Origin of the sequence: Novosphingobium sp. NBM11 (assembly GCF_015390225.1) — a bacterium.
Lineage (GTDB): Bacteria > Pseudomonadota > Alphaproteobacteria > Sphingomonadales > Sphingomonadaceae > Novosphingobium.
On the sequence record NZ_VUOG01000001.1, the window covers coordinates 2,727,188 to 2,749,590 of the forward strand.

Sequence of the window (22,403 nt, forward strand, 5' to 3'; positions counted from 1 at the left end):
GTCTGGTTGCGGGTTCAGGCGCGGCTTTGCGCCATCGCGCCGTAGATCAGGGTCTTGAGCTGCCGCCGGATCGGATAGGCGGAGGAGGGCAGAAGCTGCGTCATGAAGACCATGTGCAGCTTCTCCACCGGATCGATGAAGAAGGCGGTCGAGAAGATGCCGCCCCAGAAGAATTCGCCGGCGCTGCCGGGCACCAGCGCCTTGGCCGGATCGAGCAGCACGCCGAAGCCGAGCCCGAAGCCGGTGCCGGCGTTGTTCGCTTCGCTGAACAGCGAGGTGGAGACCTGGGTGAGATCGACGCCGCCCGGCAGGTAGTTGCACGCCATCAGCTGCAGCGTCTTGGGAGAAACGATGCGCGCGCCGTTGGCCGCGCCGCCCCCGGCCAGCATCGCGCAGAAACGGTGATAGTCGGCCGTGGTGGACAGCAGGCCGCCACCGCCGCTTTCGAAGCGGGGTTCGCGGGTGAGATTGGTCTTCGCCGCTTCGTCGAGCAGTTCGGGCGGCTTGCCGGGCACGTAGTTCCAGGCGTCGGTCAGCCTGTCCTGTTTTTCGGGCGGGCAATGGAACGCGGTATCGACCATGCCCAGCGGTTCGAAAATCCGCGTGCGGAAGAATTCACCCAGGCTCAGGTCCGAAACGCGCGCCACGATCACGCCCAGCACATCGGTGGATACCGAATAGTTCCAGCCCGTGCCCGGCGCGTATTCCAGCGGGATCTTGGCGAGTTCGGTCACGAAATGGTCGTTGCCCGGCAGGCTGGCGTGCCCGTCCAGCTTGCCCTTGCGATAGGCCGCGTCGACGTTCGTGCGGTTCTGGATGCCATAGGTGAGGCCCGACATATGCGTCAGCAGATCGACGATCCGCATCCCCGTGGCGGGCTTGCCCGGCACGAACGGCGCTTCGCCCCCGCCGCCCGCATAGACCGTCAGGTTCGCGAACTCCGGAACGAAGCGGGTGACAGGATCGTCGAGGGCGATCAGCCCTTCCTCGACCAGCATCATCAGCGCGATGGAGGTGACCGGCTTGGTCATAGAAGCGATGCGGAAAATGGCATCCTCGCGCAGCGGCGTTCCATCGGCACGGGCCTTGCCCAGCGTGGCGCGGAAGAACGGCAGGCCGTTGCGCGCCACCAGGACGTCGGTTCCGGCCAGCTTGCCGGGGGCAAGGTAGCGTTCTTCGAGAAAGGCCGGGATGCGCGCGAGGCGGGTGGCGTCGAAACCGGCGTCTTCGGGGCGGATCAGGTCCATCGCTTGCTTGTTCTCCATCAGCCGAAAATGGCCACGCTTTGCAGGCCGCGCATCACTTCCACGCCATCGGCGTTCCACATGCGCAGGGTTTCGCTGCTGAAGCCGTCGGCCATGTAGTTGGACGCGGTTTCCAGCAGCCACCAACCGTCGCGCGTCTGCGGAGCGTCACCCAGCAGCGTCAGCGACCAGTTGATCGAACTGATCGGGCCGCGCCGTTCCATGGCCCGGACCGCGCCGGGCGGCAGGGCATCGCCGATGCCCACCAGTTCCGCGATGGGATCGAGCCCCTTGCGATCGCGCAGGCGCACCCAGCGGCGGATGGCACCCGGTCGCGCCCCGCCCCGGGGTTCCGCGCGGCGCATTTCGAAATTGTGGATGAACTGCGGCGCATCGCCGGTCGCGGTTACGGGAGCGGCCTCTTCGACGGGGATGGTTTCGTCGGCTCGCATGGCAGGCACGCCGCCGTTGGTCGGCCGCGCGGCCCCGAACAGCCACAGCGCGCGCAGCACCGGCGCGCCTTCGCAGAACAGGTCGGTAGTCACCTGCGCCACGCTGCGCCCTTCGCGCAGGACGCCAACGCGCGCTTCCACATCGCTGCCGACCGGCGCGACGAAGCCGATTTGCGCGCCGCGTAGCGGTGGCAGGTCCGGTCGCTGCCTGCGCGCGGCCGCATAGGCGATCAGGGCGGATGCGCCGCCATACATCGTGCGTCCCTGCATCCAGCCGTCCGCGTCGGACAGGACCAGCCTGTCAGTGCCATCCGGCTGCAGCCGCGCGATCAGTGCGCCCATGCTCATGGCAGCAGGCTCATGCGGCGGAGGTTTCCAGGCTTGGTTTCATGATGACGCAATCTCTCCCGCGGGCACGTTAAGCCCGAATCCCATCCCGTGGCTAGTCCATACCGTCTTTTCAGAAAAGGGGATTCGCACGGTGATGCAGGCGGCATTTTCATGCAAAAAACAGATAATTTCATGCTTTACGTTACGGAATCCGGTGCTTCGCGCAGGCCATACCCTATTCATGAAAATTTGCTTAGATGGGTTGCCGGAACGGGGGTGGCGCAGATAGTCTGCGCGGCGAACGACAATGCCGGGCAGGATGGCCCGATCGGGACGGGATCACCATGACAGAGCAACGCCATGCCACCGACCATGCGGCCAGAGACGAACGCTTGCCCGCCATCCCCGCCGGCTGGCCGGCGATGTCGCTGGAGGAGGTGCGGGCGAAGCTTTGCGCTCCGGGCATGCCGTTCGAGATGGAGACGGTGACGATCCGGGGCGTGCGGACGCGCGTGTGGAAGAACGCCCTGCCGCATCTCGGCGCTCTGGCCGCCTTGGCCCGCCAGCACGGGGACAGCACGTTCCTTGTGTATGGTACGGAGCGGGTTTCGTTCGATGCCTGGCATCGCGCGGTCGCCACGCTAGCCGCCCATCTGGCGGAACTGGGCGTGGGCAAGGGCGACCGCGTCGCGATGGCCATGCGCAACCTGCCCGAATGGACGGTGGCCTTGTTCGCCGCCACGGTTCTCGGCGCGATCGCGGTGCCGCTCAACGCCTGGTGGAAGGGCGACGAACTGGCCTTTGCTTTGTCGGATAGCGGTGCGCATGTCCTGATCGCGGATGCCGAACGGTGGCAGCGCATCGCTCCCCATCGTGCGGAACTGCCTGGCCTGGCGCATGTGCTGGTGTGCCGCGCGGACAAGGACACCACGGCGCCGGAAGGCACCCGTTTGCTGGAGGACGTGATCGGCGGTCCGGATGGCTATGCGGCGCTTCCCGACCGTCCCTTGCCCGACGCCGGAATCGCCCTGGACGATCCTGCCACGATCTTCTACACCAGCGGCACCACCGGGCGGCCGAAAGGCGCGCTGGGCACGCACCGCAATCTCACCACCAACATCCTGTCCAGTGCCTTCAGCGGCGCGCAATCCGCGTTGCGCCGGGGCGAGATGCCGCCCGCGCCCCAGCCGCGCACCATCCTGATGGTGATCCCGCTGTTCCACGTCACCGCGTGCAGCGCCACGCTGATGGGTTCGCTGGCCAGCGGCAGCAAGCTGGTGCTGATGCACAAGTGGGATACGGTCGAGGCGTTCCGGCTGATCGAGCGCGAGAAGGTCACGGCCACCGGCGGCGTGCCCTTCATCGCCTGGCAACTGATCGAGCATCCCGACCGCGCGAAGTACGATCTCTCCTCGCTGGAAGCGATCGCCTATGGCGGCGCGCCATCCGCGCCGGAACTGGTGCAGGCGATCTGGCAGACCTTCGGCGCCTTGCCCGGCAACGGCTGGGGCATGACCGAGACGATGGCAACGCTGACGCACCATGCGGCCGAGGACTATATCAACCGTCCGTCGAGCTGCGGTCCGGCGGTCGCCGTCGCCGATATCGAGGTGCGCGCCGACGATGGCGTGACCGTGCTGCCGGCGGGCGAGATCGGCGAATTGTGGGCGCGCGGGCCGATGATCGTGGCGGGATACTGGAACCGGCCGGAGGCGACCGCGCAGACGTTCGTGGACGGCTGGGTGCGCACCGGTGATCTTGCCCGGATCGACGAGGAAGGCTTCTGCACGATCGCCGATCGCGCCAAGGATGTGATCATCCGGGGTGGCGAGAACATCTATTCGATCGAGGTGGAGAACGTGCTCTACGAACACCCGGCGGTGACCGACGCGGCGCTGGTGGGCATGCCGCACCGCACGCTGGGCGAGGAACCGGCGGCGGTGGTTCACCTTGCGCCGGGCTCGCAGGCGAGCGAGGAGGAACTGCGTGCCTTTGTGGCGGCGCGGCTGGCAGCGTTCAAGGTGCCGGTGCGCGTAGTGTTCAGCGCCGAGACGCTGCCGCGCAACGCCAACGGCAAGATCCTCAAGTCCGAACTGCGGCGGCACTTCGCCTGAACGGCATGGCGAGCGAGGCGCATCCCGACAACGACGCCGGGCGGTTCGAGCGACGCCGCCGCGATATCGTGCGCGCGGCGACCGACCTCATCAACGAAAAGGGCGTGAAGGGCACCACGTTCAGCGAAGTTGCGGCGCGCGTCGGGCTCAACACCAGCAGCGTTGCCTACTACTTCGGGCGCAAGGAGAACCTTGTCCACGCGGTGTTCGAGGCCACGATCGATCGCCTGATCGCGTTGGCGCGGATCGCGGCGCAGGCGCTCACCCCGCGCGCGCGGCTGGCCTGCTGGATCGACGGACATGTCGATCTGCGCGCGATGATCCGGCGGGGCGAGGAAGGGCGTATCGCCGTCCTGTCGGAAATGCGCACGCTGCCCGAAGCGCTGCACCGTCCGTTGCAGGAACGGTACATCGAACTGTTCCGCGTGGTGCGCGATCTGCTGCCGGCCGGGGCGGGGGAGCGCGATCATGCCGTGCGCACCGCACGGGCGCACATCCTGTTGCAGGTGATGTTCTGGCTGCCGGCGTGGACGCCGCTCTATTCCGAGCAGGATTTCCCGCGCCTCAAACAGCGGCTGCTGGCCGTGCTGGCGGACGGCATCGCGCCGCGCGATGCAGCATGGCAGCCGCAAACGCTCGGCGGCGGTGAGGCGCCATGGCGGACCCCACCGGCGGGGCTGCGCAATCCCCACGGCGAATTCCTGCGCATGGCTACGCTCACGATCAACCAGCGCGGGTACAAAGGCGCCTCGGTCCATCGCATCGCCAGCGGGCTGAACGTGACCAAGGGCAGCTTCTACCACCACAACGAGGCCAAGGACGATCTGGTGCTGGCCTGCTTCGAACACGGCAACGAAAGGATCGCGGCGGTGCAGTTCGCCGCTGCCACGCTGCCGCGGAACGGCTGGGGGCGGATTTCGAGCGCGGTGGCCGAACTGGTGGCGTTGCAGCTTTCCGATCCCACGCCCCTGCTGCGCACCACGGCGTTGCAGGCCCTGCCGCAGGAGCGGCGCGGCGCGGTGCTGAACAGCGCGCAGCGCATCGCGCGGCGGTTCGCTGGGATGCTGTCGGACGGGATCGCGGACGGTTCGTTGTTGCCGGTCGATCCGCTGGTCGCCGCCGAAGTGCTGGCGGCGACGATCAATCCCGCCAACGAATTGCGGAGCTGGGCGGCGGGTTTCGACGATCCGGCGCAGGCGGTGGAATGCTATGCCGCCTGCTTTTGCTATGGCTTGCTGTCGGGCGTGGAAACCGTTTGACGCCAACGGCCTGGTTTGCGGTCCTGCGCATCCGGCGATCCGCCTTTGCCTTCGACCAGCGGATCGCGATCGAGATCGGGCCGGTGCAGCAGGCGCCAGATCATCAGAGCCATCAGGAAATGTGGCACAAGGACGGTGATCTTGTCGATCATGGCCCGCTTTTTACCGTGCCCGGGTTAACACCGGGTATGCACGTCTTTGACGGTGCGATCGGATGACAAGCGGCGCGGACTGCGTAATGGTCCGCGCCCATGAAACTCCACGACGAAACGCTGGTCGATGCGCCCGCCGCGCCGCGCCGCTGGTATGGGCACCTCTATCTGCAAGTGCTGATCGCGATCGCCGCCGGCGTGCTGATCGGCCATTTCGCGCCGGCCACGGGCGAAGCGCTGAAGCCGCTCGGCGATGCCTTCATCAAGCTGGTGAAGATGGTGATCGCCCCGGTGATCTTCCTGACGATCGTGACCGGTATTGCCGGGATGCGCGACCTTGCCTCGGTCGGCCGGGTGGCCGCCAAGGCGTTCGCCTATTTCCTGTTCTTCTCCACGCTGGCGTTGATCGTGGGGCTGATCGTGGGCAACATCGTGCGGCCGGGCGCGGGCCTGAATATCGATCCCGCCTCGCTCGATGCCGGCAAGGTCGCCGCCTACGCCGCCAAGGCGCACGAAGCGAGCGTGACCGGCTTCCTCATGGCGATGATCCCGGAAACCTTCCTGTCGTCGCTGAGCGAGGGCAACATCCTCCAAGTCCTCGTCGTGGCGATCCTGTTCGGCATCGCGCTCGCCACCACGGGCGCGCGGGGCGAGCGCGTGGTGGCGCTGCTGGAAGACGTGTCGGTCGCGTTCTTCCGGCTGGTGGCGATCGTGATGAAGGCGGCGCCCGTCGGCGCGTTCGGCGCGATGGCCTTCACCATCGGCAAGTATGGCATCGACAGCCTGGCGAACCTCTTCCACCTCGTGCTCACGTTCTACCTTACCTCGGCGCTGTTCGTGCTGGTGGTGCTGGGCGTTGTCGCGCGGCTGGCGGGCTTTTCGATCCTGCGGCTGATCGCCTATCTCAAGGAGGAACTGCTGCTGGTGCTGGGCACGTCCTCGTCGGAAAGCGCGCTGCCCGCGCTGATCGACAAGATGGAGCGCGCCGGCTGCCCCAAGGCCGTGGTCGGCCTGGTTGTGCCCACCGGCTACAGCTTCAACCTCGATGGCACCAACATCTACATGACGCTGGCGGCGCTGTTCATCGCGCAGGCCTGCAACGTGGAACTGACGCTGGGGCAACAGGTGCTGCTGCTCGGTGTCGCCATGCTTTCGTCCAAGGGCGCGGCGGGGGTGACCGGCGCCGGTTTCATCACGCTGGCGGCGACGTTGTCGATCGTGCCCTCATTGCCAGTGGCGGGCATGGCGCTGATCCTGGGCGTCGACCGCTTCATGTCCGAATGCCGCAGCCTGACCAACTTCATCGGCAACGCCGTGGCGACGGTGGTCGTCTCGCGCTGGGAGGGCAAGCTGGATGAAGCCGCGCTGCGGGAGGTGTTGGGCAGGACCTGAGCTACCCCTCGCCGATCCGGTAGGGCACCAGATCGCGCTGGCTGGGATCGACCATGATCGCCTTGTCGCTGGGGGGAAAGGCGCGCTGGTCGCACGTATCGCGCGGGCAGATGCGGCAGGAGGCTCCGATCCGCGCAACCGCCTCATCGCGCTCCAGATTGAGGCCGTCGGCATAGACGAACTCGCTGGCGAGCGCCGCTTCGCAGCCCAGTGCCACGGCATAGCGGCGCGGCGGGCGGTAGAAGCTGGCCGATGGCTTCACCAGCCCCTTGGCGATCGAGACATAGCGCACGCCATCGGGCATCTCGGCCACCTGCACGTGGATGCGGTCGGGGATCGCCACCGCCTCGTGCACGATCCACAGCGGGCAGGCGCCGCCGAACCGGCCGAACTGGAGGCGCGTGGCCGAATGGCGCTTGGTGATGTTGCCGGCCATGTCGACGCGGCAGAAGAACACCGGGATGCCGCGCGCCTGCGGGCGTTGCAGCGTGGACAGGCGGTGGCAGGTCTGTTCGAAGCTGGTGCCGAACACCTGCCGCAGCCGGTCCACGTCGTGCCGCAGCGCGCGCGCGGCCGTGCGGAACTGTTCGTAGGGCATCAGCAGCGCGCCGGCGGCGTAGTTGCCCAGACCCACGGTCAGCAGTTCGCGCGCGGCATCGCTGGCCAGCAACGTGTCCTCGACGATCGCGGCGATGTCCTGCTCCAGCGCCATGGCGGTCAACTGGTAGGCCATCTGGAACCGGCTGCTTTCGACCGGCTGGCTGGAATCGATCACCAGCCGCCGCTGCACCGGATCGAACAGGCGCAACGGGCCGCCGGGACGGTAGTCGATGGTCACGCCGCGCGCCGCGAACCACGCTTCCATCCGGTCGATTGAGGGCGACGCCTGATCGGGGGCGAGTTCCCGCGCCAGGATTTCGGCGTGGCGGTCGACCAGATCGACGTAGTTGTTGGCAAGGTGGAACCAGTCGCGCACTTCCTCCCACGGCAGGCGGCCACCGGTGATCCCTGCCGCCACGCTGTCCGATCCCAGCGCCTCGTCCAGCATTTCCAGCCGCTGCCGGTCGCGGCGGTGGATGGCGTGCATCCGCACGAACTGTTCGGCGAAGGCGGGGAACTGTTCGGCCACGCGCTCGATCTGTTCGCTGGGCAACGCCGCGGGCAGCAGCGGATCGGCCACCGCCTGTCGCAGCGCATCGGCCAGCAGATCCTGCCGGTCCGGAGCAAGATCTTCCCAATCCACGGGAAATTGCGCGCGCAGCCGGTCGGCCAGCGCGGGGGTGAGGTGGCGCTCGTCGTTTTCAAGCTGGCACAGGTAGGAAGCGCTGATGCCCAGCGCGCGCGCCATCGCGGTCTGCAACAAACCGCGCCGCGTTCGCAATGTACGCAGCTGGTTTCCGGCAAAGACGCGGCGTTTGCTCATACTTTGGTCGATAATTTGCAAATTCGTGCTTTGCAAGTTTGCAACTTAACATTGGACTCTGCCGCTCCCTTGCGCCATCGCGGCCGATTATCAGGTCAGTTTGGGGCGAGGATATGTCTGCGAATATCGCCGAAATGGAAAAGCGTCGGGAAGCCGCACGGATGGGCGGCGGGCAGAGGCGCATCGACGCGCAGCACGCCAAGGGCAAACTGACCGCGCGCGAAAGGCTCGAAGTGCTGCTGGACGAAGGCAGCTTCGAGGAAGTCGACATGTACGTCGAGCACAATTGCGTCGATTTCGGCATGCCGGACACGGTGATCCCCGGCGATGGTGTGGTCACGGGTTCGGGCACGATCAACGGCCGGCTGGTGTTCGTGTTCAGCCAGGACTTCACCGTGTTCGGCGGCGCGGTGTCCGAACGGCACGCCATGAAGATCTGCAAGATCATGGACATGGCGATGAAAGTCGGCGCGCCGGTGATCGGCCTCAACGATTCCGGCGGCGCGCGCATCCAGGAAGGCGTCGCCTCGCTGGGTGGCTATGCCGAAATCTTCCAGCGCAACGTGCTGGCTTCGGGCGTGGTGCCGCAGCTCAGCCTGATCATGGGGCCGTGCGCGGGCGGGGCGGTCTATTCCCCGGCGATGACCGACTTCATCTTCATGGTGAAGGACAGCTCGTACATGTTCGTGACCGGGCCGGACGTGGTCAAGACGGTGACGAACGAGATCGTTACGCAGGAGGAACTGGGCGGCGCGGTGACGCACACCACCAAGACTTCGGTGGCCGACCTTGCCTGCGAAAACGACATCGAAGCCCTGCTGCAGGCGCGCGAATTCTTCGATTTCCTGCCGCTGTCGAACAAGGAAGCGGTGCCGGAACGGCCGACGTCCGACCCTTACGACCGGCTGGAAACCAGCCTCGACACGCTGATCCCGGCGTCCGCCGCGCAGCCCTATGACATGCACGAGGTGATCCGCAAGACGGTGGACGAGGGCGAGTTCTTCGAAATCCAGCCCAGGCACGCCGCCAACATCATCTGCGGTTTCGGCCGGATCGAGGGCAAGACGGTGGGCGTGGTCGCCAACCAGCCGATGGTGCTGGCTGGTGTGCTGGATATCAACTCGTCGAAGAAGGCCGCGCGTTTCGTGCGCTTCTGCGATGCGTTCAACATCCCGATCCTGACCTTCGTCGACGTGCCGGGCTTCCTGCCGGGCACCAGCCAGGAACACAACGGCATCATCAAGCACGGCGCCAAGCTGTTGTTCGCCTATGCCGAGGCGACCGTGCCCAAGATCACCGTGATCACCCGCAAGGCCTATGGCGGCGCCTACGACGTGATGGCTTCCAAGCACTTGCGCGGCGACCTCAACTACGCCTGGCCCACCGCCGAAATCGCGGTGATGGGGGCCAAGGGCGCGGTGGAGATCATCTTCCGCGGCCTTTCGACCGAGGAACAGGCGGTCAAGACCAAGGAATACGAGGACCGCTTCGCCAACCCGTTCGTCGCGGCCAGCAAGGGCTTCGTGGACGAGGTGATCCACCCGCATTCCACGCGCCGCCGCATCGCGCTGGGCCTGCGCAAGCTGCGCAACAAGGCGCTCGAGAACCCCTGGAAGAAGCACGACAACATTCCGCTGTAAGCGCGGATCTGGGCTGAGGACCGACCATGACCGACATCTTCATCGTTTCCGGCGCGCGCACGGCCATCGGCACGTTTGGCGGCAGTCTCGCCTCGTTCCGCCCGGCGGATCTGGGTACTATCGTGATCAAGGAGGCGATTGCCCGCGCGGGGCTGGCGCCGGACACGATCGAGAACGTGGTGATCGGCACGGTGGTGCCGACGCAGCCCAAGGATGCCTATGTCAGCCGTGTCGCGGCGGTGAACGCGGGCGTGCCGATCGAAAGTCCGGCGATGAACGTCAACCGCCTGTGCGGCTCGGGCTTGCAGGCCATCGTTTCGGCGGCGCAGGGCATCGCGCTGGGCGAGCACAGGATTGCCATCGGTGGCGGCGCGGAAGTCATGTCGAACGCGCCGCACATGGTGCTGACCGCGCGCAACGGGCAGAAGATGGGCGATCAGGTGATGATGGACGCCATGCTCGGCGCGCTCCACGATCCGTTCGAGAACATCCACATGGGCGTGACGGCGGAGAACGTGGCCGAACGCCACCAGATCACGCGCGAGGCGCAGGACGCGCTGGCGGTGGAAAGCCACAAGCGGGCTGCGGCGGCAACGGCGGCGGGCTACTTCAAGGAGCAGATCGTTCCGGTCGAAGTGAAGACGCGCAAGGGCGTGACCGTATTCGATACCGACGAGCATTTCCGCGCCGACGCCAGCGTCGAGGCGATGGCCGCGCTGCGCCCGGTGTTCAAGAAGGACGGCACTGTCACCGCCGGCAACGCCAGCGGCATCAACGACGGCGCGGGCGCGGTGGTGCTGGCCAGCGGCGAGGCGGTGGCCGAGCATGGGTTGAAGCCGCTGGCCAAGATCCTCGCCTGGGGTCATGCGGGCGTGGAGCCGAACGTCATGGGCCTTGGCCCGGTCAAGGCGGTGCCCGTGGCGCTGAAGCGCGCGGGGCTGACGCTCGACCAGATCGACGTGATCGAAAGCAACGAGGCGTTCGCGGCGCAGGCCTGCGGCGTGGCCAAGGAGCTGGGCTTCGATCCCGCCAAGACCAATCCCAACGGATCGGGCATCAGCCTGGGCCATCCGATCGGTGCCACCGGCGCGATCCTGACGGTCAAGACGATCTACGAACTGGCCCGCACCGGCGGGAAGTACGGCCTGATTACGATGTGCATCGGCGGCGGGCAGGGCATCGCCATGGTTGTGGAGCGCGTGTGACATGAAGCTGGGACGCCTGAACCACGTGGGCGTGGCAACGCCCGACATCGACGCCTCGATTGCGTTCTATCGCGACGTGATGGGGGCGGCGGACATCACAGAGCCGTTCGTGCTGGAAAGCCAGCAGGTGCGCGTGTGCTTCGTCAACACGCCGGGCGAGGACGGAACCGCCGGCACGCAGATCGAGCTGATCCAGCCGACCAGCCCGGACAGCGCGGTGGGCAAGTGGCTCGCCGCCAACCCGCTCGGCGGCCAGCACCACCTCTGTTACGAAGTGCCGGATATCCACGCGGCCAAGGCCTGGTTCGAAAGCAAGGGCAAGCGCGTGCTGGGCGAACCCCGCATCGGCGCGCACGGCACGCTGATCTTCTTCGTGCATCCGCGCGACATGGGCGGGCAACTGACCGAGATCATGGAAACGCCCAAGGGGGCGCACTGACCACACACCGTTCGTGTCGAGCGAAGTCGAGACACGGGCGCGCAGGGTTCTCGACTTCGCTCGAACCGAACGGGCCTAGGGACAAGATCATGGCGAATATCGAAGACTGGCAGGCCGCTGCCGCCAAGGAAGTGAAGGGGAAGGACCTCACCTGGCAGACGCCGGAAGGCATTGCCGTGAAGCCGCTCTACACGGCCGATGACGCGACCGTCGATCCGGGCCTGCCGGGCTTCGCCCCGTTCACGCGCGGCGTGCGCGCCAGCATGTACGCTGGCCGGCCCTGGACGATCCGGCAGTACGCCGGCTTCTCCACCGCCGAGGAATCGAACGCGTTTTATCGCCGCAACCTCGCCGCCGGGCAGAAGGGCCTGTCGGTGGCCTTCGACCTCGCCACGCACCGCGGCTATGACAGCGACCACCCGCGCGTGGTGGGCGATGTGGGCAAGGCGGGCGTCGCCATCGACAGTGTCGAGGACATGAAGATCCTGTTCGACGGCATCCCGCTCGACCAGATGTCGGTCTCGATGACCATGAACGGCGCGGTGATCCCGATCCTGGCCTTCTTCATCGTGGCGGGCGAAGAACAGGGCGTCGACCGCAAGCTGCTCGACGGGACCATCCAGAACGACATCCTCAAGGAGTTCATGGTCCGCAATACCTATATCTACCCGCCCGAACCGAGCATGCGGATCATCTCGGACATCTTCGGCTACACCAGCCGCGAGATGCCGAAGTTCAACTCGATCTCGATCTCCGGCTACCACATGCAGGAAGCCGGCGCGACGCAGGTGCAGGAACTGGCCTTCACCATCGCCGATGGCATGGAATACGTGAAGTACGGCGTTGCCTCGGGGCTCGACATTGACAAGTTCGCCGGCCGCCTGAGCTTCTTCTTCGCCATCGGCATGAACTTCTTCATGGAAGTGGCCAAGCTGCGCGCCGCGCGCGTGCTGTGGCACCGGGTGATGACGCAACTGGGCGCGAAGGACGAACGCAGCAAGATGCTGCGCACCCACTGCCAGACCAGCGGTGTCTCTCTCCAGGAGCAGGACCCCTACAACAACGTCATCCGCACCACGATCGAGGCGATGGCCGCGATGCTGGGCGGCACCCAGTCGCTCCACACCAACGCGCTGGACGAAGCGATCGCGCTGCCCACCGACTTCTCCGCCCGCATTGCCCGGAACACGCAGATCGTGATCCAGGAAGAAACGGGGATGACCAAGGTGGTCGATCCGCTGGGCGGTTCTTACTATATCGAGGCGCTGACGCAGGAACTGGTCGACAAGGCCTGGGAGATCATCGAGCGCGTCGATAGCGAGGGCGGCATGGCCAAGGCGGTTGCCGCCGGCTGGCCCAAGGCGATGATCGAGGAAGCCGCCGCCGGCCGCCAGGCACGCGTTGACCGTGGCGAGGACGTGATCGTCGGCGTCAACAAGTATCGCCTTGCCAGCGAAGACCAGATCGAAACGCTCGAAGTCGACAACCACGCCGTGCGCGACGCGCAGATCGCGCGGTTGAAGGCGGTGCGCGCCGGGCGTGACGAAACGCGGTGCCGGGCCGCGCTCAATGCGTTGACCGAAGGCGCGAAGACGGGCGGCAACCTGCTCGAACTCGCGGTGGAGGCCGCGCGCCACCGTGCCACGCTGGGCGAGATTTCGGACGCGATGGAAATCGTCTTCGGTCGCCATGGCACCGTGCCGACCCCGGTGAAGGGTATCTACGGCGCGGCCTATGCCGGCGACAGCCGCTACCGGCAGGTGCTCAACGGCGTCGAGGCCGTGACTCGCCGCCTGGGTCGCAAGCCCCGGATGCTCGTCGCCAAGATGGGCCAGGACGGGCACGATCGCGGCGCCAACGTGATCGCGTCGGCATTCAGCGACATGGGCTTCGACGTGACCAGCGGCCCCCTGTTCCAGACCCCGCAGGAAGCCTGCGCGCTGGCGCTGGAAAAGGACGTCGACGCGGTGGGGGCATCGAGCCTTGCCGCCGGGCACAAGACGCTGATCCCCGAACTGATCGGGCACCTGAAGGCCGCCGGTCGGGCGGACATCAAGGTCGTCGCCGGCGGCGTAATCCCGCCGCAGGACTATGAATTCCTGCGTGAAGCGGGGGTGCAGGGCATCTACGGCCCCGGCTCCAACGTGGTGGAATGCGCGGCCGACATGCTGCGGCTGCTGGGCCACAACATGCCGCCGCAGGGTAGCGAGATCGAAGCGGCGTGATAGGGTCCTGTGCCCTATGCCAAGGAGGATGCCATGACGCAGAAGCTTGAGACGCTGACGGTCCATGCCGGATGCGAGCCCGATCCGACGACCAAGGCGCGGATCACGCCGATCTACCAGACGGCGAGCTACGTGTTCGACAGTGCCGAACACGCGGCGAACCTCTTCGCCCTGGCCGAATTCGGCAATATCTACACCCGCATCATGAACCCGACCAATGCCGCGCTCGAAGCGAAGATCGCGGCGCTGGAAGGGGGCGTGGGCGCGCTGGGCGTGGCATCGGGCCATGCCGCGCAGTTCATCGTGTTCCACACCCTGATGGAGCCGGGCTGCGAGATCGTGGCCGCCAAGAAGCTCTACGGCGGCACGCTCAACCAGTTCGCGCACAGCTTCGCCAAGTTCGGCTGGAAGGCGGTGTTCGTCGATGCCGACGATCCCGCTGCGGTCGCCGCCGCGATCACCGACAAGACGCGCGGCGTGTTCATCGAAAGCCTCGCCAACCCCGGTGGCGTGGTGCAGGACATCGCGGCGATTGCCGACGTGGCCCATGCGGCGGGCGTGCCGCTGATCGTGGACAACACCATGGCCAGCCCGGCGCTGTGTCGCCCGATCGAACACGGCGCGGACATTGTCGTCCATTCCTGCACCAAGTTCCTCAACGGCCACGGCAATTCCATCGGCGGTCTGATCGTGGATTCGGGCAAGTTCGATTGGGCGGCCAGCGACAAGTTCCCCTCGCTCACCCAGCCCAACCCCAGCTACCACGGCGCAGTGCTGACCGAGGCGTTGAAGCCCGTCGGCCCGATCGCCTTCATCATCGGCTGCCGCGTGCTGGGCCTGCGCGATCTTGGCCCTGCCATGGCGCCGATGAATGCCTTCCTCACGCTGACCGGCATGGAAACGCTGGCCCTGCGCATGGAGCGGCATTGCGCCAATGCGCTGCACCTCGCACAGTGGCTGCAGAACCATCCCAAGGTGGCGTGGGTGAGCTATGCGGGCCTGCCGGAAGACCCCTATCACCAGCTGGCCCGGCAATACCTCGGCGGCAAGGGCGGCGCGGTGTTCACCTTCGGGGTGAAGGGCGGGTACGAGGCGGGGGTGAAGCTGGTCCAGTCGGCCAAGCTGTTCAGCCACCTCGCCAACATCGGCGATACCCGCTCGCTCATCATCCACCCCGCCTCGACCACGCACAGCCAGCTGGGCGAGGAAGAACTGGTCGCCGCCGGCGCCGGGCCGGACACGGTGCGCGTCTCGGTGGGCATTGAACACATCGACGACATCGTGGCCGATTTGGCGCAGGCCCTCGAACAGGTCTGAATTACAGTAATTCCAGCGACGGAAAGATAGGCATGTTCAAGAAAATCCTCATCGCCAACCGCGGCGAAATCGCCTGCCGCGTCATCAAGACCGCGCGCCGGATGGGTATCCAGACGGTGGCCGTCTATTCGGATGCCGATGCGCGGGCGCCGTTCGTGCAGATGGCGGACGAGGCGGTGCATATCGGTCCGTCGCCGGCCGCGCAGTCGTACCTGATCGCGGACAAGATCATCGCGGCGTGCAAGCAGACCGGCGCGGAAGCGGTCCATCCGGGCTATGGTTTCCTGTCCGAGCGCACCTCGTTCGCCGAGGCGCTGGCGGCGGAGAACATCGCGTTCATCGGCCCGCCGGTGGGCGCGATCGCGGCGATGGGCGACAAGATCGAATCCAAGAAGCTGGCCAAGCAGGCGGGCGTCAACGTCGTGCCCGGCTTCGTGGGCGAGATCGAGGATACCGAGCACGCGGTGCGCATCTCCGACGAGATCGGCTATCCGGTGATGATGAAGGCCTCGGCCGGCGGTGGCGGCAAGGGCATGCGCCTGGCCTACAGCGAGAAGGACGTGCGCGAAGGCTTTGAAAGCGTGAAGCGCGAGGGCCTCAATTCGTTCGGCGACGATCGCGTGTTCATCGAGAAGTTCATCCTCGATCCGCGCCACATCGAGATCCAGATCCTCGGCGACAAGCACGGCAACATCCTTTACCTCAACGAGCGGGAATGCTCGATCCAGCGCCGCCATCAGAAGGTGGTGGAGGAAGCGCCTTCGCCGTTCGTCACGCCCAGCATGCGCAAGGCGATGGGCGAACAGTGCGTCGCGCTGGCGCGCGCGGTGGGCTATTATTCGGCCGGCACCGTCGAACTTATCGTCTCGGGTGCGGACAAGACGGGCGAAAGCTTCTACTTCCTCGAAATGAACACCCGCCTGCAGGTGGAGCATCCCGTCACCGAAGCGATCACCGGCATCGATCTGGTCGAACAGATGATCCGCGTCGCCTATGGCGAGAAGCTGGCGATGACGCAGGACGACGTGAAGATCGACGGCTGGGCCATCGAGAACCGCGTCTATGCCGAAGACCCCTATCGCGGCTTCCTCCCCTCGACCGGACGCCTGGTCCGCTACAACCCGCCGCTGGCCGGCTGGACCGACGATGGCGAGGCCAACGGACGGCGCGGCGTGGACGGCGTGCGCGTGGACGATGGCGTCTACGAGGGCGGCGAAGTCTCGATGTTCTATGACCCGATGATCGCCAAGCTGATCACCTGGGGGCGGACGCGCGACGAGGCGGCGGACCGGCAGATCGCCGCGCTGGACGCCTTCGAGATCGAGGGGCTGGGCCACAACATCGATTTCGTCAGCGCGATCATGCAGCACCCGCGCTTCCGGTCGGGCGAGCTCACCACGGGCTTCATTGCCGAGGAATATCCCGAAGGCTTCCACGGCGCGGCGACGTCGGATGCGCTGAAGCGCACGCTGGCGGGGCTGGCGGGCTTCCTCGCCACCGCGCGGGCCGACCGCTCGCGTCAGATCGACGGCCAGTTGGGCGACGAACTCGATCCCCCGTCGGCGTGGGCGGTGACGATCGCCGGTGAAACCCATGCGGTGGAAGTGGGCGGCGATACGATTACGGTCGACGGCGCCGAGATTGACCTCGCGCTCGAATACACGCCGGGCGATCGCATCATCCATGCCGAAGCCGATGGCGAGGCGCTGATCGTCAAGGTGGAGGCGAAGGCTTCGGGCCTGCGCCTGACCACGCGTGGCGCGATCCACGATGTCCAGGTCCTGCCCGGGCACATCGCGCATCTGGCGCGGCACATGATCGAAAAGGTGCCGCCGGATATGTCCAAGTACCTCGTCTGCCCGATGCCGGGCCTGCTCGTGGCGCTGAACGTGGGCGAAGGCGATGCGGTGGAAGCGGGGCAGCCGCTCGCCGTGATCGAGGCGATGAAGATGGAAAACATCCTGCGCGCGGAAAAGGCTGGCAAGGTCAAGGCCGTCAATGCCAAGGCCGGCGACAGTCTGGCCGTGGACGCCATCATTCTGGAACTTGAATAAATCATCCGGGGCCGCGCCTGCCGCCCGTCGAAGAGAGGAAAGCTGCGATGAAAGCCCTGGTCTGCGTGAAGCGGGTGATTGATTACAACGTGAAGCCGCGAGTGAAGGGTGATGGAACGGGTGTTGATCTTGCGAACGTGAAGATGAGCATGAACCCGTTTGACGAGATAGCGGTTGAGGAAGCGATCCGCCTGAAGGAGAAGGGCGTGGTATCGGAGATCGTGGCGGTGTCGGTGGGGCCTGCGAAGGCGCAGGAGACGCTGCGCACGGCCTTGGCGATGGGCGCGGACCGGGCGATCCTGGTGCAGTCGGACGACGAGGTGGAGCCGCTGGCGGTGGCGAAGATCGTCAAGGGGATCGCGGACGAGGAAGCGCCGGGTCTGATCATCACGGGCAAGCAGGCGATCGACGACGATTCGAACCAGGTGGGCCAGATGGTGGCGGCGCTGCTGGGCCGTCCGCAGGGCACCTTCGCCAACGAGGTGACGGTCGAGGGCGACGCCGTGGTGGTGAAGCGCGAGATCGACGGCGGTCTGGAGACGGTGCGCCTGGCGCTGCCGGCGGTGGTGACGACGGACCTGCGGCTGAACGAGCCGCGCTATGCCAGCCTGCCGAACATCATGAAGGCGAAGAGCAAGCCGCTCGCGAACAAGACGCCGGCGGACTACGGCGTGGACACGAGCCCGCGCCTGAAGACGCTGAAGGTATCGGAGCCGCCGGTGCGGTCGGCGGGGATCAAGGTGGCCGATGTGGACGCGCTGGTGGCCAAGCTCAAGGAACTGGGAGTAGCCTGAGATGACCAAGGCACTGGTATGGGTCGAACACGATGGTTCGGCGGTGAAGGATGCGACGCTGTCGGCGGTGAGCGCGGCGGCGCAGCTGGGCGAGGTGACGCTGCTGGTGGCGGGCGCGGGCGTGGACGGCGTGGCCCAGGCGGCGGCGCGGATCGCGGGCGTGGCCAAGGTGGTCACGGCCGATGACGCGAGCCTGGCCCACGCGCTGGCGGAGAACGTGGCGCCGCTGGTGGCGGGTCTGATGGCGGACTACGACGCGTTCGTGGCGCCGGCGACGACGACGGGCAAGAACGTGGCGCCGCGCGTGGCGGCGCTGCTCGACGTGATGCAGATCTCGGACATTCTCTCGGTGGAAGGGCCGAAGACGTTCACGCGGCCGATCTACGCGGGCAACGCCATTGCCACGGTGGAGAGCGGCGACGCCAAGCTGGTGATCACGGTGCGCGGCACGGCCTTTGCCAAGGCGGCGGCGGACGGCGGCAGCGCGGCCATCGCGGCCGTGGGCGGCGCGGCCGATGCCGGGACGAGCAGCTTCGTGGGCTCGGAGATCGCCAAGAGCGAACGGCCCGAACTGACCTCGGCCAAGATCATCGTCTCGGGCGGGCGCGCGCTGAAGGACGCAGAGACGTTCGCGGCGACGATCGTGCCGCTGGCGGACAAGCTGGGCGCGGGCGTGGGCGCGAGCCGCGCGGCGGTGGACGCGGGCTATGTGCCCAACGACTACCAGGTGGGCCAGACGGGCAAGATCGTCGCCCCCGAAGTCTACATCGCCGTCGGCATCTCCGGCGCCATCCAGCACCTGGCCGGCATGAAGGATTCCAAGACCATCATCGCCATCAACAAGGATGAGGACGCCCCCATCTTCCAGGTCGCCGATATCGGCCTCGTGGGCGACCTCTTTTCCATCGTCCCGGAGTTGACGAGCAAGCTCTAAGGCCCGAGAGGGCTTCCGATTCGCAGTTTCCATTCCACCCCAGGAGGGATCATGAACGTCCACGAATACCAGGCCAAGGAGCTGTTGGCGAAGTTCGGAGTCGGCATTCCCGCCGGCATCGCCGCGCTCACGGTCGAAGAGGCCGTCGCTGCCGCCAAGCAGCTTCCCGGACCGCTGTATGTGGTCAAGGCGCAGATCCACGCTGGTGGTCGCGGCAAGGGCAAGTTCAAGGAACTGCCGGCCGACGCCAAGGGCGGCGTGCGCCTGGCCAAGAGCGTCGAGGAAGTAGAGGCTTTCGCCAAGGAAATGCTCGGCAACACGCTCGTCACCGTGCAGACCGGGGAAGCCGGCAAGCAGGTGAACCGCCTCTACGTGACCGATGGCGTGGACATCGCCAAGGAATACTACCTGTCGATGGTCGTCGATCGCGCCACCGGCCGTGTCGCCATGATCGTCTCGACCGAAGGTGGCATGGACATCGAGGAAGTCGCCCATTCGACCCCCGAGAAGATCGCCACGATCACCATCGATCCGGCGCAGGGCTTCATGCCGCACCACGGCCGCGCCGTGGGCTATGCGCTGAAGCTGACGGGTGATCTCAACAAGCAGGCCGCGAAGATCGCGCAGCAGCTTTACAACGCCTTCATGGCGCTGGACTGCGACATGCTCGAAATCAACCCGCTGGTGGAAACCAAGGACGGCAACCTGCTCGTCCTCGACACCAAGATGAGCTTCGATTCGAACGCGCTCTACCGTCACCCCGACGTTGTCGCGCTGCGCGACGAGACCGAGGAAGATCCGGCGGAAATCGAAGCCAGCAAGTACGACCTCGCCTACATCAAGCTCGATGGCAACATCGGCTGCATGGTGAACGGCGCGGGCCTTGCCATGGCGACGATGGACATCATCAAGCTGAACGGCGAGTTCCCGGCCAACTTCCTCGACGTGGGCGGCGGCGCCACCACGGAAAAGGTGACGGCGGCGTTCAAGATCATTCTCCGCGATCCCGCGGTGAAGGGCATCCTGGTGAACATCTTCGGCGGCATCATGAAGTGCGACATCATCGCCGACGGCATCGTGGCCGCGGCGAAGGAAGTGAACCTGCAGGTTCCGCTGGTCGTGCGCCTCGAAGGCACCAACGTGCAGCAGGGCAAGGACATCCTCGCCAACTCGGGTCTCCCCATCGTTCCCGCCAACGACCTTGGCGATGCCGCGCAGAAGATCGTGGCAGAAGTCCGGAAGGTTTCCTGAACCATGAGCATTCTCGTCAACAAGAACACCAAGGTCATCACCCAGGGGATGACCGGCAAGACCGGCGCGTTCCACACCCAGGCGGCGCTGGACTACGGCACGCAGATGGTTGCGGGCGTGACCCCGGGCAAGGGCGGCACCACCCACATCGGCCTGCCGCAGTATGATACCGTGGCCGAGGCGAAGGCCGCCACCGGCGCCACCGCTTCGTGCATCTATGTGCCGCCTCCGGGTGCCGCCGACGCCATTCTCGAGGCGATCGACGCGCAGATGGAACTGATCGTCTGCATCACCGAAGGCATCCCGGTGCTGGACATGGTGCGCGTGAAGCGCGCGCTTTCGGGCAGCAAGTCGCGCCTTATCGGCCCGAACTGCCCCGGCGTGCTGACGCCGGACGAATGCAAGATCGGCATCATGCCCGGCTCCATCTTCAAGAAGGGTTCGGTCGGCGTGGTCTCGCGCTCGGGCACGCTGACCTATGAGGCGGTGTTCCAGACCTCGAACATCGGCCTGGGCCAGACCACCGCGGTCGGCATCGGCGGTGACCCGGTCAACGGCACCAACTTCATCGATGTGCTGGAACTGTTCCTGGCGGACGAAGACACCAAGTCGATCATCATGATCGGCGAAATCGGCGGCGACGCCGAGGAGCAGGCCGCGCAGTTCCTGATCGACGAGGCCAAGCGTGGCCGCAAAAAGCCGATGGCCGGCTTCATCGCGGGCCGCTCGGCGCCTCCGGGACGCCGCATGGGCCACGCCGGCGCGATCGTGTCGGGCGGCAAGGGCGATGCGGAAAGCAAGATCGCGGCAATGGAAGCGGCGGGCATCCGCGTGTCCCCCTCGCCCAGCCTGCTGGGCGAAACGCTGGCCGAAGCGCTCAAGTAAGGCGCTCTATCCCGGGGGCTGGCGCAAGCCGGGCAGGGCGGGATTGCTATGGAAACGGGAAAGGGAGCCTTGCGGCTCCCTTTTTCGTTCCGGCGGGCGGTAACGCTATGTCAAAGCTTCTTCTGCGATAGGCGGCCAACGGAATATCGCAGCGCTTTCAGCCGGCTAAGAAAAGACGTTTCATTTTATTGCAATGCAACATTCGTTGTGCCTTATGTCACGGCCGTGTCGCATAAGCAGGGTGTAGCGGAGCCATTCCGCGTCTGGTGCCCCTGGTGGAACCGGCGGGCGCAAAGCCTTGGCGCAGCAAGCGCGGGGTGTACAAAAGAGTGCGGGTCGTATGGCAATGTCGGGCCAATTCCGGGTGATGCCCCGGCCATAACGCTATCGAGGAGTGAGCATGAAGGGTTCGACCGAACGCAAGCCGATCCGCAAGGCGGTGTTTCCCGTCGCGGGGCTGGGCACGCGGTTCTTGCCGGCGACCAAGGCGATCCCGAAGGAAATGCTGCCGATCATCGACCGGCCCCTGATCCAGTACGCGGTCGATGAGGCGCGCGAAGCTGGCATCGAGCAGATGATTTTCGTGACCGGGCGCGGCAAGACCTCGATCGTCGAGCACTTTGATACCGCGTTCGAACTCGAACGCACGATGGCCGATCGCGGCAAGAATCTCGAAGTGCTGGAACCCACGCGCATCCCGCCGGGCAATCTGGTCACGGTGCGGCAGCAGGTGCCGATGGGGCTGGGCCATGCGGTGTGGTGCGCGCGCGCGATCGTGGGCGACGAACCGTTCGCGATCTTCCTGCCCGATGAACTGATGATCGGCGCGCCGGGCTGCATGAAGCAGATGGTCGATGCCTATCATGAAGTGGGCGGCAACCTCATCAGCGTGCTGGAAGTGCCGGAAGAGGAAGTTTCGAGCTATGGCGTAATCGCGCCGGGCGCGCGCCAGGGCACGCTGACCGAGGTCAAGGGACTGGTCGAGAAGCCGAAGCGCGAGGATGCGCCGTCGAACCTCATCATCTCGGGGCGCTATATCCTCCAGCCCGAAGTGATGCGCACGCTGGAAGGGCAGGAAAAGGGCGCGGGCGGCGAGATCCAGTTGACCGACGCCATGGCGGCCATGATCGGGCAACAACCGTTCCATGCCGTAACCTTCGCCGGACGCCGCTTCGACTGCGGCAGCAAGACCGGCTTCGTCGAGGCCACGCTGGCGCTGTCGCTGGAACGGCCCGACATGGCGGACGAGGTGCGCGCCGTCGCCCGGAGGCTGCTGGGGCTTTGACCCCGGCC

18 protein-coding genes are annotated in these 22,403 nt (G+C 66.1%); 14 read left to right on the plus strand and 4 right to left on the minus strand.

Annotated features, from left to right (window positions below; translation table 11 throughout):
* Positions 1–14: 14 nt before the first annotated feature.
* Positions 15–1,247, minus strand: a complete 1,233-nt coding sequence (locus tag F1640_RS13175; RefSeq protein ID WP_194921432.1) for a serine hydrolase — start codon at positions 1,245–1,247, stop codon at positions 15–17.
* 17 nt (positions 1,248–1,264) lie between these two features.
* Positions 1,265–2,044, minus strand: a complete 780-nt coding sequence (locus F1640_RS13180; RefSeq protein ID WP_125954721.1) for a thioesterase family protein — start codon at positions 2,042–2,044, stop codon at positions 1,265–1,267.
* A gap of 326 nt (positions 2,045–2,370) precedes the next feature.
* On the opposite strand from F1640_RS13180, the gene F1640_RS13185 reads away from it, so the two are divergent.
* Positions 2,371–4,140, plus strand: coding sequence for an AMP-binding protein (locus F1640_RS13185; protein WP_194919604.1), 1,770 nt, complete (start codon positions 2,371–2,373; stop codon positions 4,138–4,140).
* 5 nt (positions 4,141–4,145) lie between these two features.
* Positions 4,146–5,399, plus strand: coding sequence for a TetR/AcrR family transcriptional regulator (locus F1640_RS13190; RefSeq protein WP_194919605.1), 1,254 nt, complete (start codon positions 4,146–4,148; stop codon positions 5,397–5,399).
* On the opposite strand, the gene F1640_RS13195 is transcribed toward F1640_RS13190, so the two are convergent.
* A complete protein-coding gene (locus tag F1640_RS13195) occupies positions 5,366–5,551 on the minus strand; it encodes a hypothetical protein (RefSeq protein WP_125954724.1) in 186 nt (61 codons plus the stop codon). The genes F1640_RS13190 and F1640_RS13195 overlap by 34 nt on opposite strands.
* A gap of 99 nt (positions 5,552–5,650) precedes the next feature.
* On the opposite strand from F1640_RS13195, the gene F1640_RS13200 reads away from it, so the two are divergent.
* Positions 5,651–6,943, plus strand: a complete 1,293-nt coding sequence (locus F1640_RS13200) for a dicarboxylate/amino acid:cation symporter (protein WP_194919607.1) — start codon at positions 5,651–5,653, stop codon at positions 6,941–6,943.
* A gap of 1 nt (position 6,944) precedes the next feature.
* On the opposite strand, the gene F1640_RS13205 is transcribed toward F1640_RS13200, so the two are convergent.
* Positions 6,945–8,366: a short-chain fatty acyl-CoA regulator family protein gene (locus tag F1640_RS13205; RefSeq protein WP_194919608.1), complete on the minus strand. Its 1,422-nt coding sequence runs from the start codon at positions 8,364–8,366 to the stop codon at positions 6,945–6,947.
* A 113-nt stretch (positions 8,367–8,479) separates the two neighbouring features.
* Between F1640_RS13205 and F1640_RS13210 the strand changes: the two genes are divergently transcribed.
* From F1640_RS13210 to galU, 11 genes are all read left to right on the plus strand, one after another.
* Entirely contained in the window at positions 8,480–10,006 is a 1,527-nt protein-coding gene (locus F1640_RS13210; RefSeq protein ID WP_194919609.1) for an acyl-CoA carboxylase subunit beta, read from the plus strand.
* 26 nt (positions 10,007–10,032) lie between these two features.
* Positions 10,033–11,211 (plus strand): acetyl-CoA C-acyltransferase family protein, encoded by a 1,179-nt coding sequence (locus F1640_RS13215; RefSeq protein WP_194919610.1) that lies wholly within the window; start codon positions 10,033–10,035, stop codon positions 11,209–11,211.
* 1 nt (position 11,212) lies between these two features.
* Positions 11,213–11,650, plus strand: a complete 438-nt coding sequence (mce, locus tag F1640_RS13220) for a methylmalonyl-CoA epimerase (protein WP_194919611.1) — start codon at positions 11,213–11,215, stop codon at positions 11,648–11,650.
* An 89-nt stretch (positions 11,651–11,739) separates the two neighbouring features.
* Positions 11,740–13,875, plus strand: coding sequence for a methylmalonyl-CoA mutase (scpA, locus tag F1640_RS13225; protein ID WP_194919612.1), 2,136 nt, complete (start codon positions 11,740–11,742; stop codon positions 13,873–13,875).
* 33 nt (positions 13,876–13,908) lie between these two features.
* Positions 13,909–15,192 carry an O-acetylhomoserine aminocarboxypropyltransferase gene (locus F1640_RS13230; RefSeq protein WP_125954730.1) on the plus strand — a complete coding sequence of 428 codons (1,284 nt, stop codon included), beginning with the start codon at positions 13,909–13,911 and terminating at the stop codon, positions 15,190–15,192.
* Between the two features lie 32 nt (positions 15,193–15,224).
* Positions 15,225–17,246: an acetyl/propionyl/methylcrotonyl-CoA carboxylase subunit alpha gene (locus F1640_RS13235; RefSeq protein ID WP_194919613.1), complete on the plus strand. Its 2,022-nt coding sequence runs from the start codon at positions 15,225–15,227 to the stop codon at positions 17,244–17,246.
* Positions 17,247–17,293: 47 nt separating this feature from the next.
* Positions 17,294–18,040 carry an electron transfer flavoprotein subunit beta/FixA family protein gene (locus F1640_RS13240; protein WP_194918827.1) on the plus strand — a complete coding sequence of 249 codons (747 nt, stop codon included), beginning with the start codon at positions 17,294–17,296 and terminating at the stop codon, positions 18,038–18,040.
* Position 18,041: 1 nt separating this feature from the next.
* Positions 18,042–18,974 carry an electron transfer flavoprotein subunit alpha/FixB family protein gene (locus F1640_RS13245; RefSeq protein WP_194919614.1) on the plus strand — a complete coding sequence of 311 codons (933 nt, stop codon included), beginning with the start codon at positions 18,042–18,044 and terminating at the stop codon, positions 18,972–18,974.
* Positions 18,975–19,025: 51 nt separating this feature from the next.
* Positions 19,026–20,225 carry an ADP-forming succinate--CoA ligase subunit beta gene (sucC, locus tag F1640_RS13250; protein WP_124811465.1) on the plus strand — a complete coding sequence of 400 codons (1,200 nt, stop codon included), beginning with the start codon at positions 19,026–19,028 and terminating at the stop codon, positions 20,223–20,225.
* Positions 20,226–20,228: 3 nt separating this feature from the next.
* Entirely contained in the window at positions 20,229–21,110 is an 882-nt protein-coding gene (gene sucD / locus F1640_RS13255) for a succinate--CoA ligase subunit alpha (RefSeq protein ID WP_194919615.1), read from the plus strand.
* A gap of 400 nt (positions 21,111–21,510) precedes the next feature.
* Entirely contained in the window at positions 21,511–22,395 is an 885-nt protein-coding gene (galU, locus tag F1640_RS13260) for a UTP--glucose-1-phosphate uridylyltransferase GalU (RefSeq protein WP_124811463.1), read from the plus strand.
* The last annotated feature ends 8 nt before the right edge of the window (positions 22,396–22,403 follow it).

Bases quoted from the DNA above. Each gene is read 5' to 3' on its own strand.
- F1640_RS13175 (WP_194921432.1), bottom strand. From the start codon at position 1,247: ATGGACCTGATCCGCCCCGAAGACGCCGGTTTCGACGCCACCCGCCTC.
- F1640_RS13180 (WP_125954721.1), bottom strand. From the start codon at position 2,044: ATGAGCATGGGCGCACTGATCGCGCGGCTGCAGCCGGATGGCACTGAC.
- F1640_RS13185 (WP_194919604.1), top strand. From the start codon at position 2,371: ATGACAGAGCAACGCCATGCCACCGACCATGCGGCCAGAGACGAACGC.
- F1640_RS13190 (WP_194919605.1), top strand. From the start codon at position 4,146: ATGGCGAGCGAGGCGCATCCCGACAACGACGCCGGGCGGTTCGAGCGA.
- F1640_RS13195 (WP_125954724.1), bottom strand. From the start codon at position 5,551: ATGATCGACAAGATCACCGTCCTTGTGCCACATTTCCTGATGGCTCTG.
- F1640_RS13200 (WP_194919607.1), top strand. From the start codon at position 5,651: ATGAAACTCCACGACGAAACGCTGGTCGATGCGCCCGCCGCGCCGCGC.
- F1640_RS13205 (WP_194919608.1), bottom strand. From the start codon at position 8,366: ATGAGCAAACGCCGCGTCTTTGCCGGAAACCAGCTGCGTACATTGCGA.
- F1640_RS13210 (WP_194919609.1), top strand. From the start codon at position 8,480: ATGTCTGCGAATATCGCCGAAATGGAAAAGCGTCGGGAAGCCGCACGG.
- F1640_RS13215 (WP_194919610.1), top strand. From the start codon at position 10,033: ATGACCGACATCTTCATCGTTTCCGGCGCGCGCACGGCCATCGGCACG.
- mce (WP_194919611.1), top strand. From the start codon at position 11,213: ATGAAGCTGGGACGCCTGAACCACGTGGGCGTGGCAACGCCCGACATC.
- scpA (WP_194919612.1), top strand. From the start codon at position 11,740: ATGGCGAATATCGAAGACTGGCAGGCCGCTGCCGCCAAGGAAGTGAAG.
- F1640_RS13230 (WP_125954730.1), top strand. From the start codon at position 13,909: ATGACGCAGAAGCTTGAGACGCTGACGGTCCATGCCGGATGCGAGCCC.
- F1640_RS13235 (WP_194919613.1), top strand. From the start codon at position 15,225: ATGTTCAAGAAAATCCTCATCGCCAACCGCGGCGAAATCGCCTGCCGC.
- F1640_RS13240 (WP_194918827.1), top strand. From the start codon at position 17,294: ATGAAAGCCCTGGTCTGCGTGAAGCGGGTGATTGATTACAACGTGAAG.
- F1640_RS13245 (WP_194919614.1), top strand. From the start codon at position 18,042: ATGACCAAGGCACTGGTATGGGTCGAACACGATGGTTCGGCGGTGAAG.
- sucC (WP_124811465.1), top strand. From the start codon at position 19,026: ATGAACGTCCACGAATACCAGGCCAAGGAGCTGTTGGCGAAGTTCGGA.
- sucD (WP_194919615.1), top strand. From the start codon at position 20,229: ATGAGCATTCTCGTCAACAAGAACACCAAGGTCATCACCCAGGGGATG.
- galU (WP_124811463.1), top strand. From the start codon at position 21,511: ATGAAGGGTTCGACCGAACGCAAGCCGATCCGCAAGGCGGTGTTTCCC.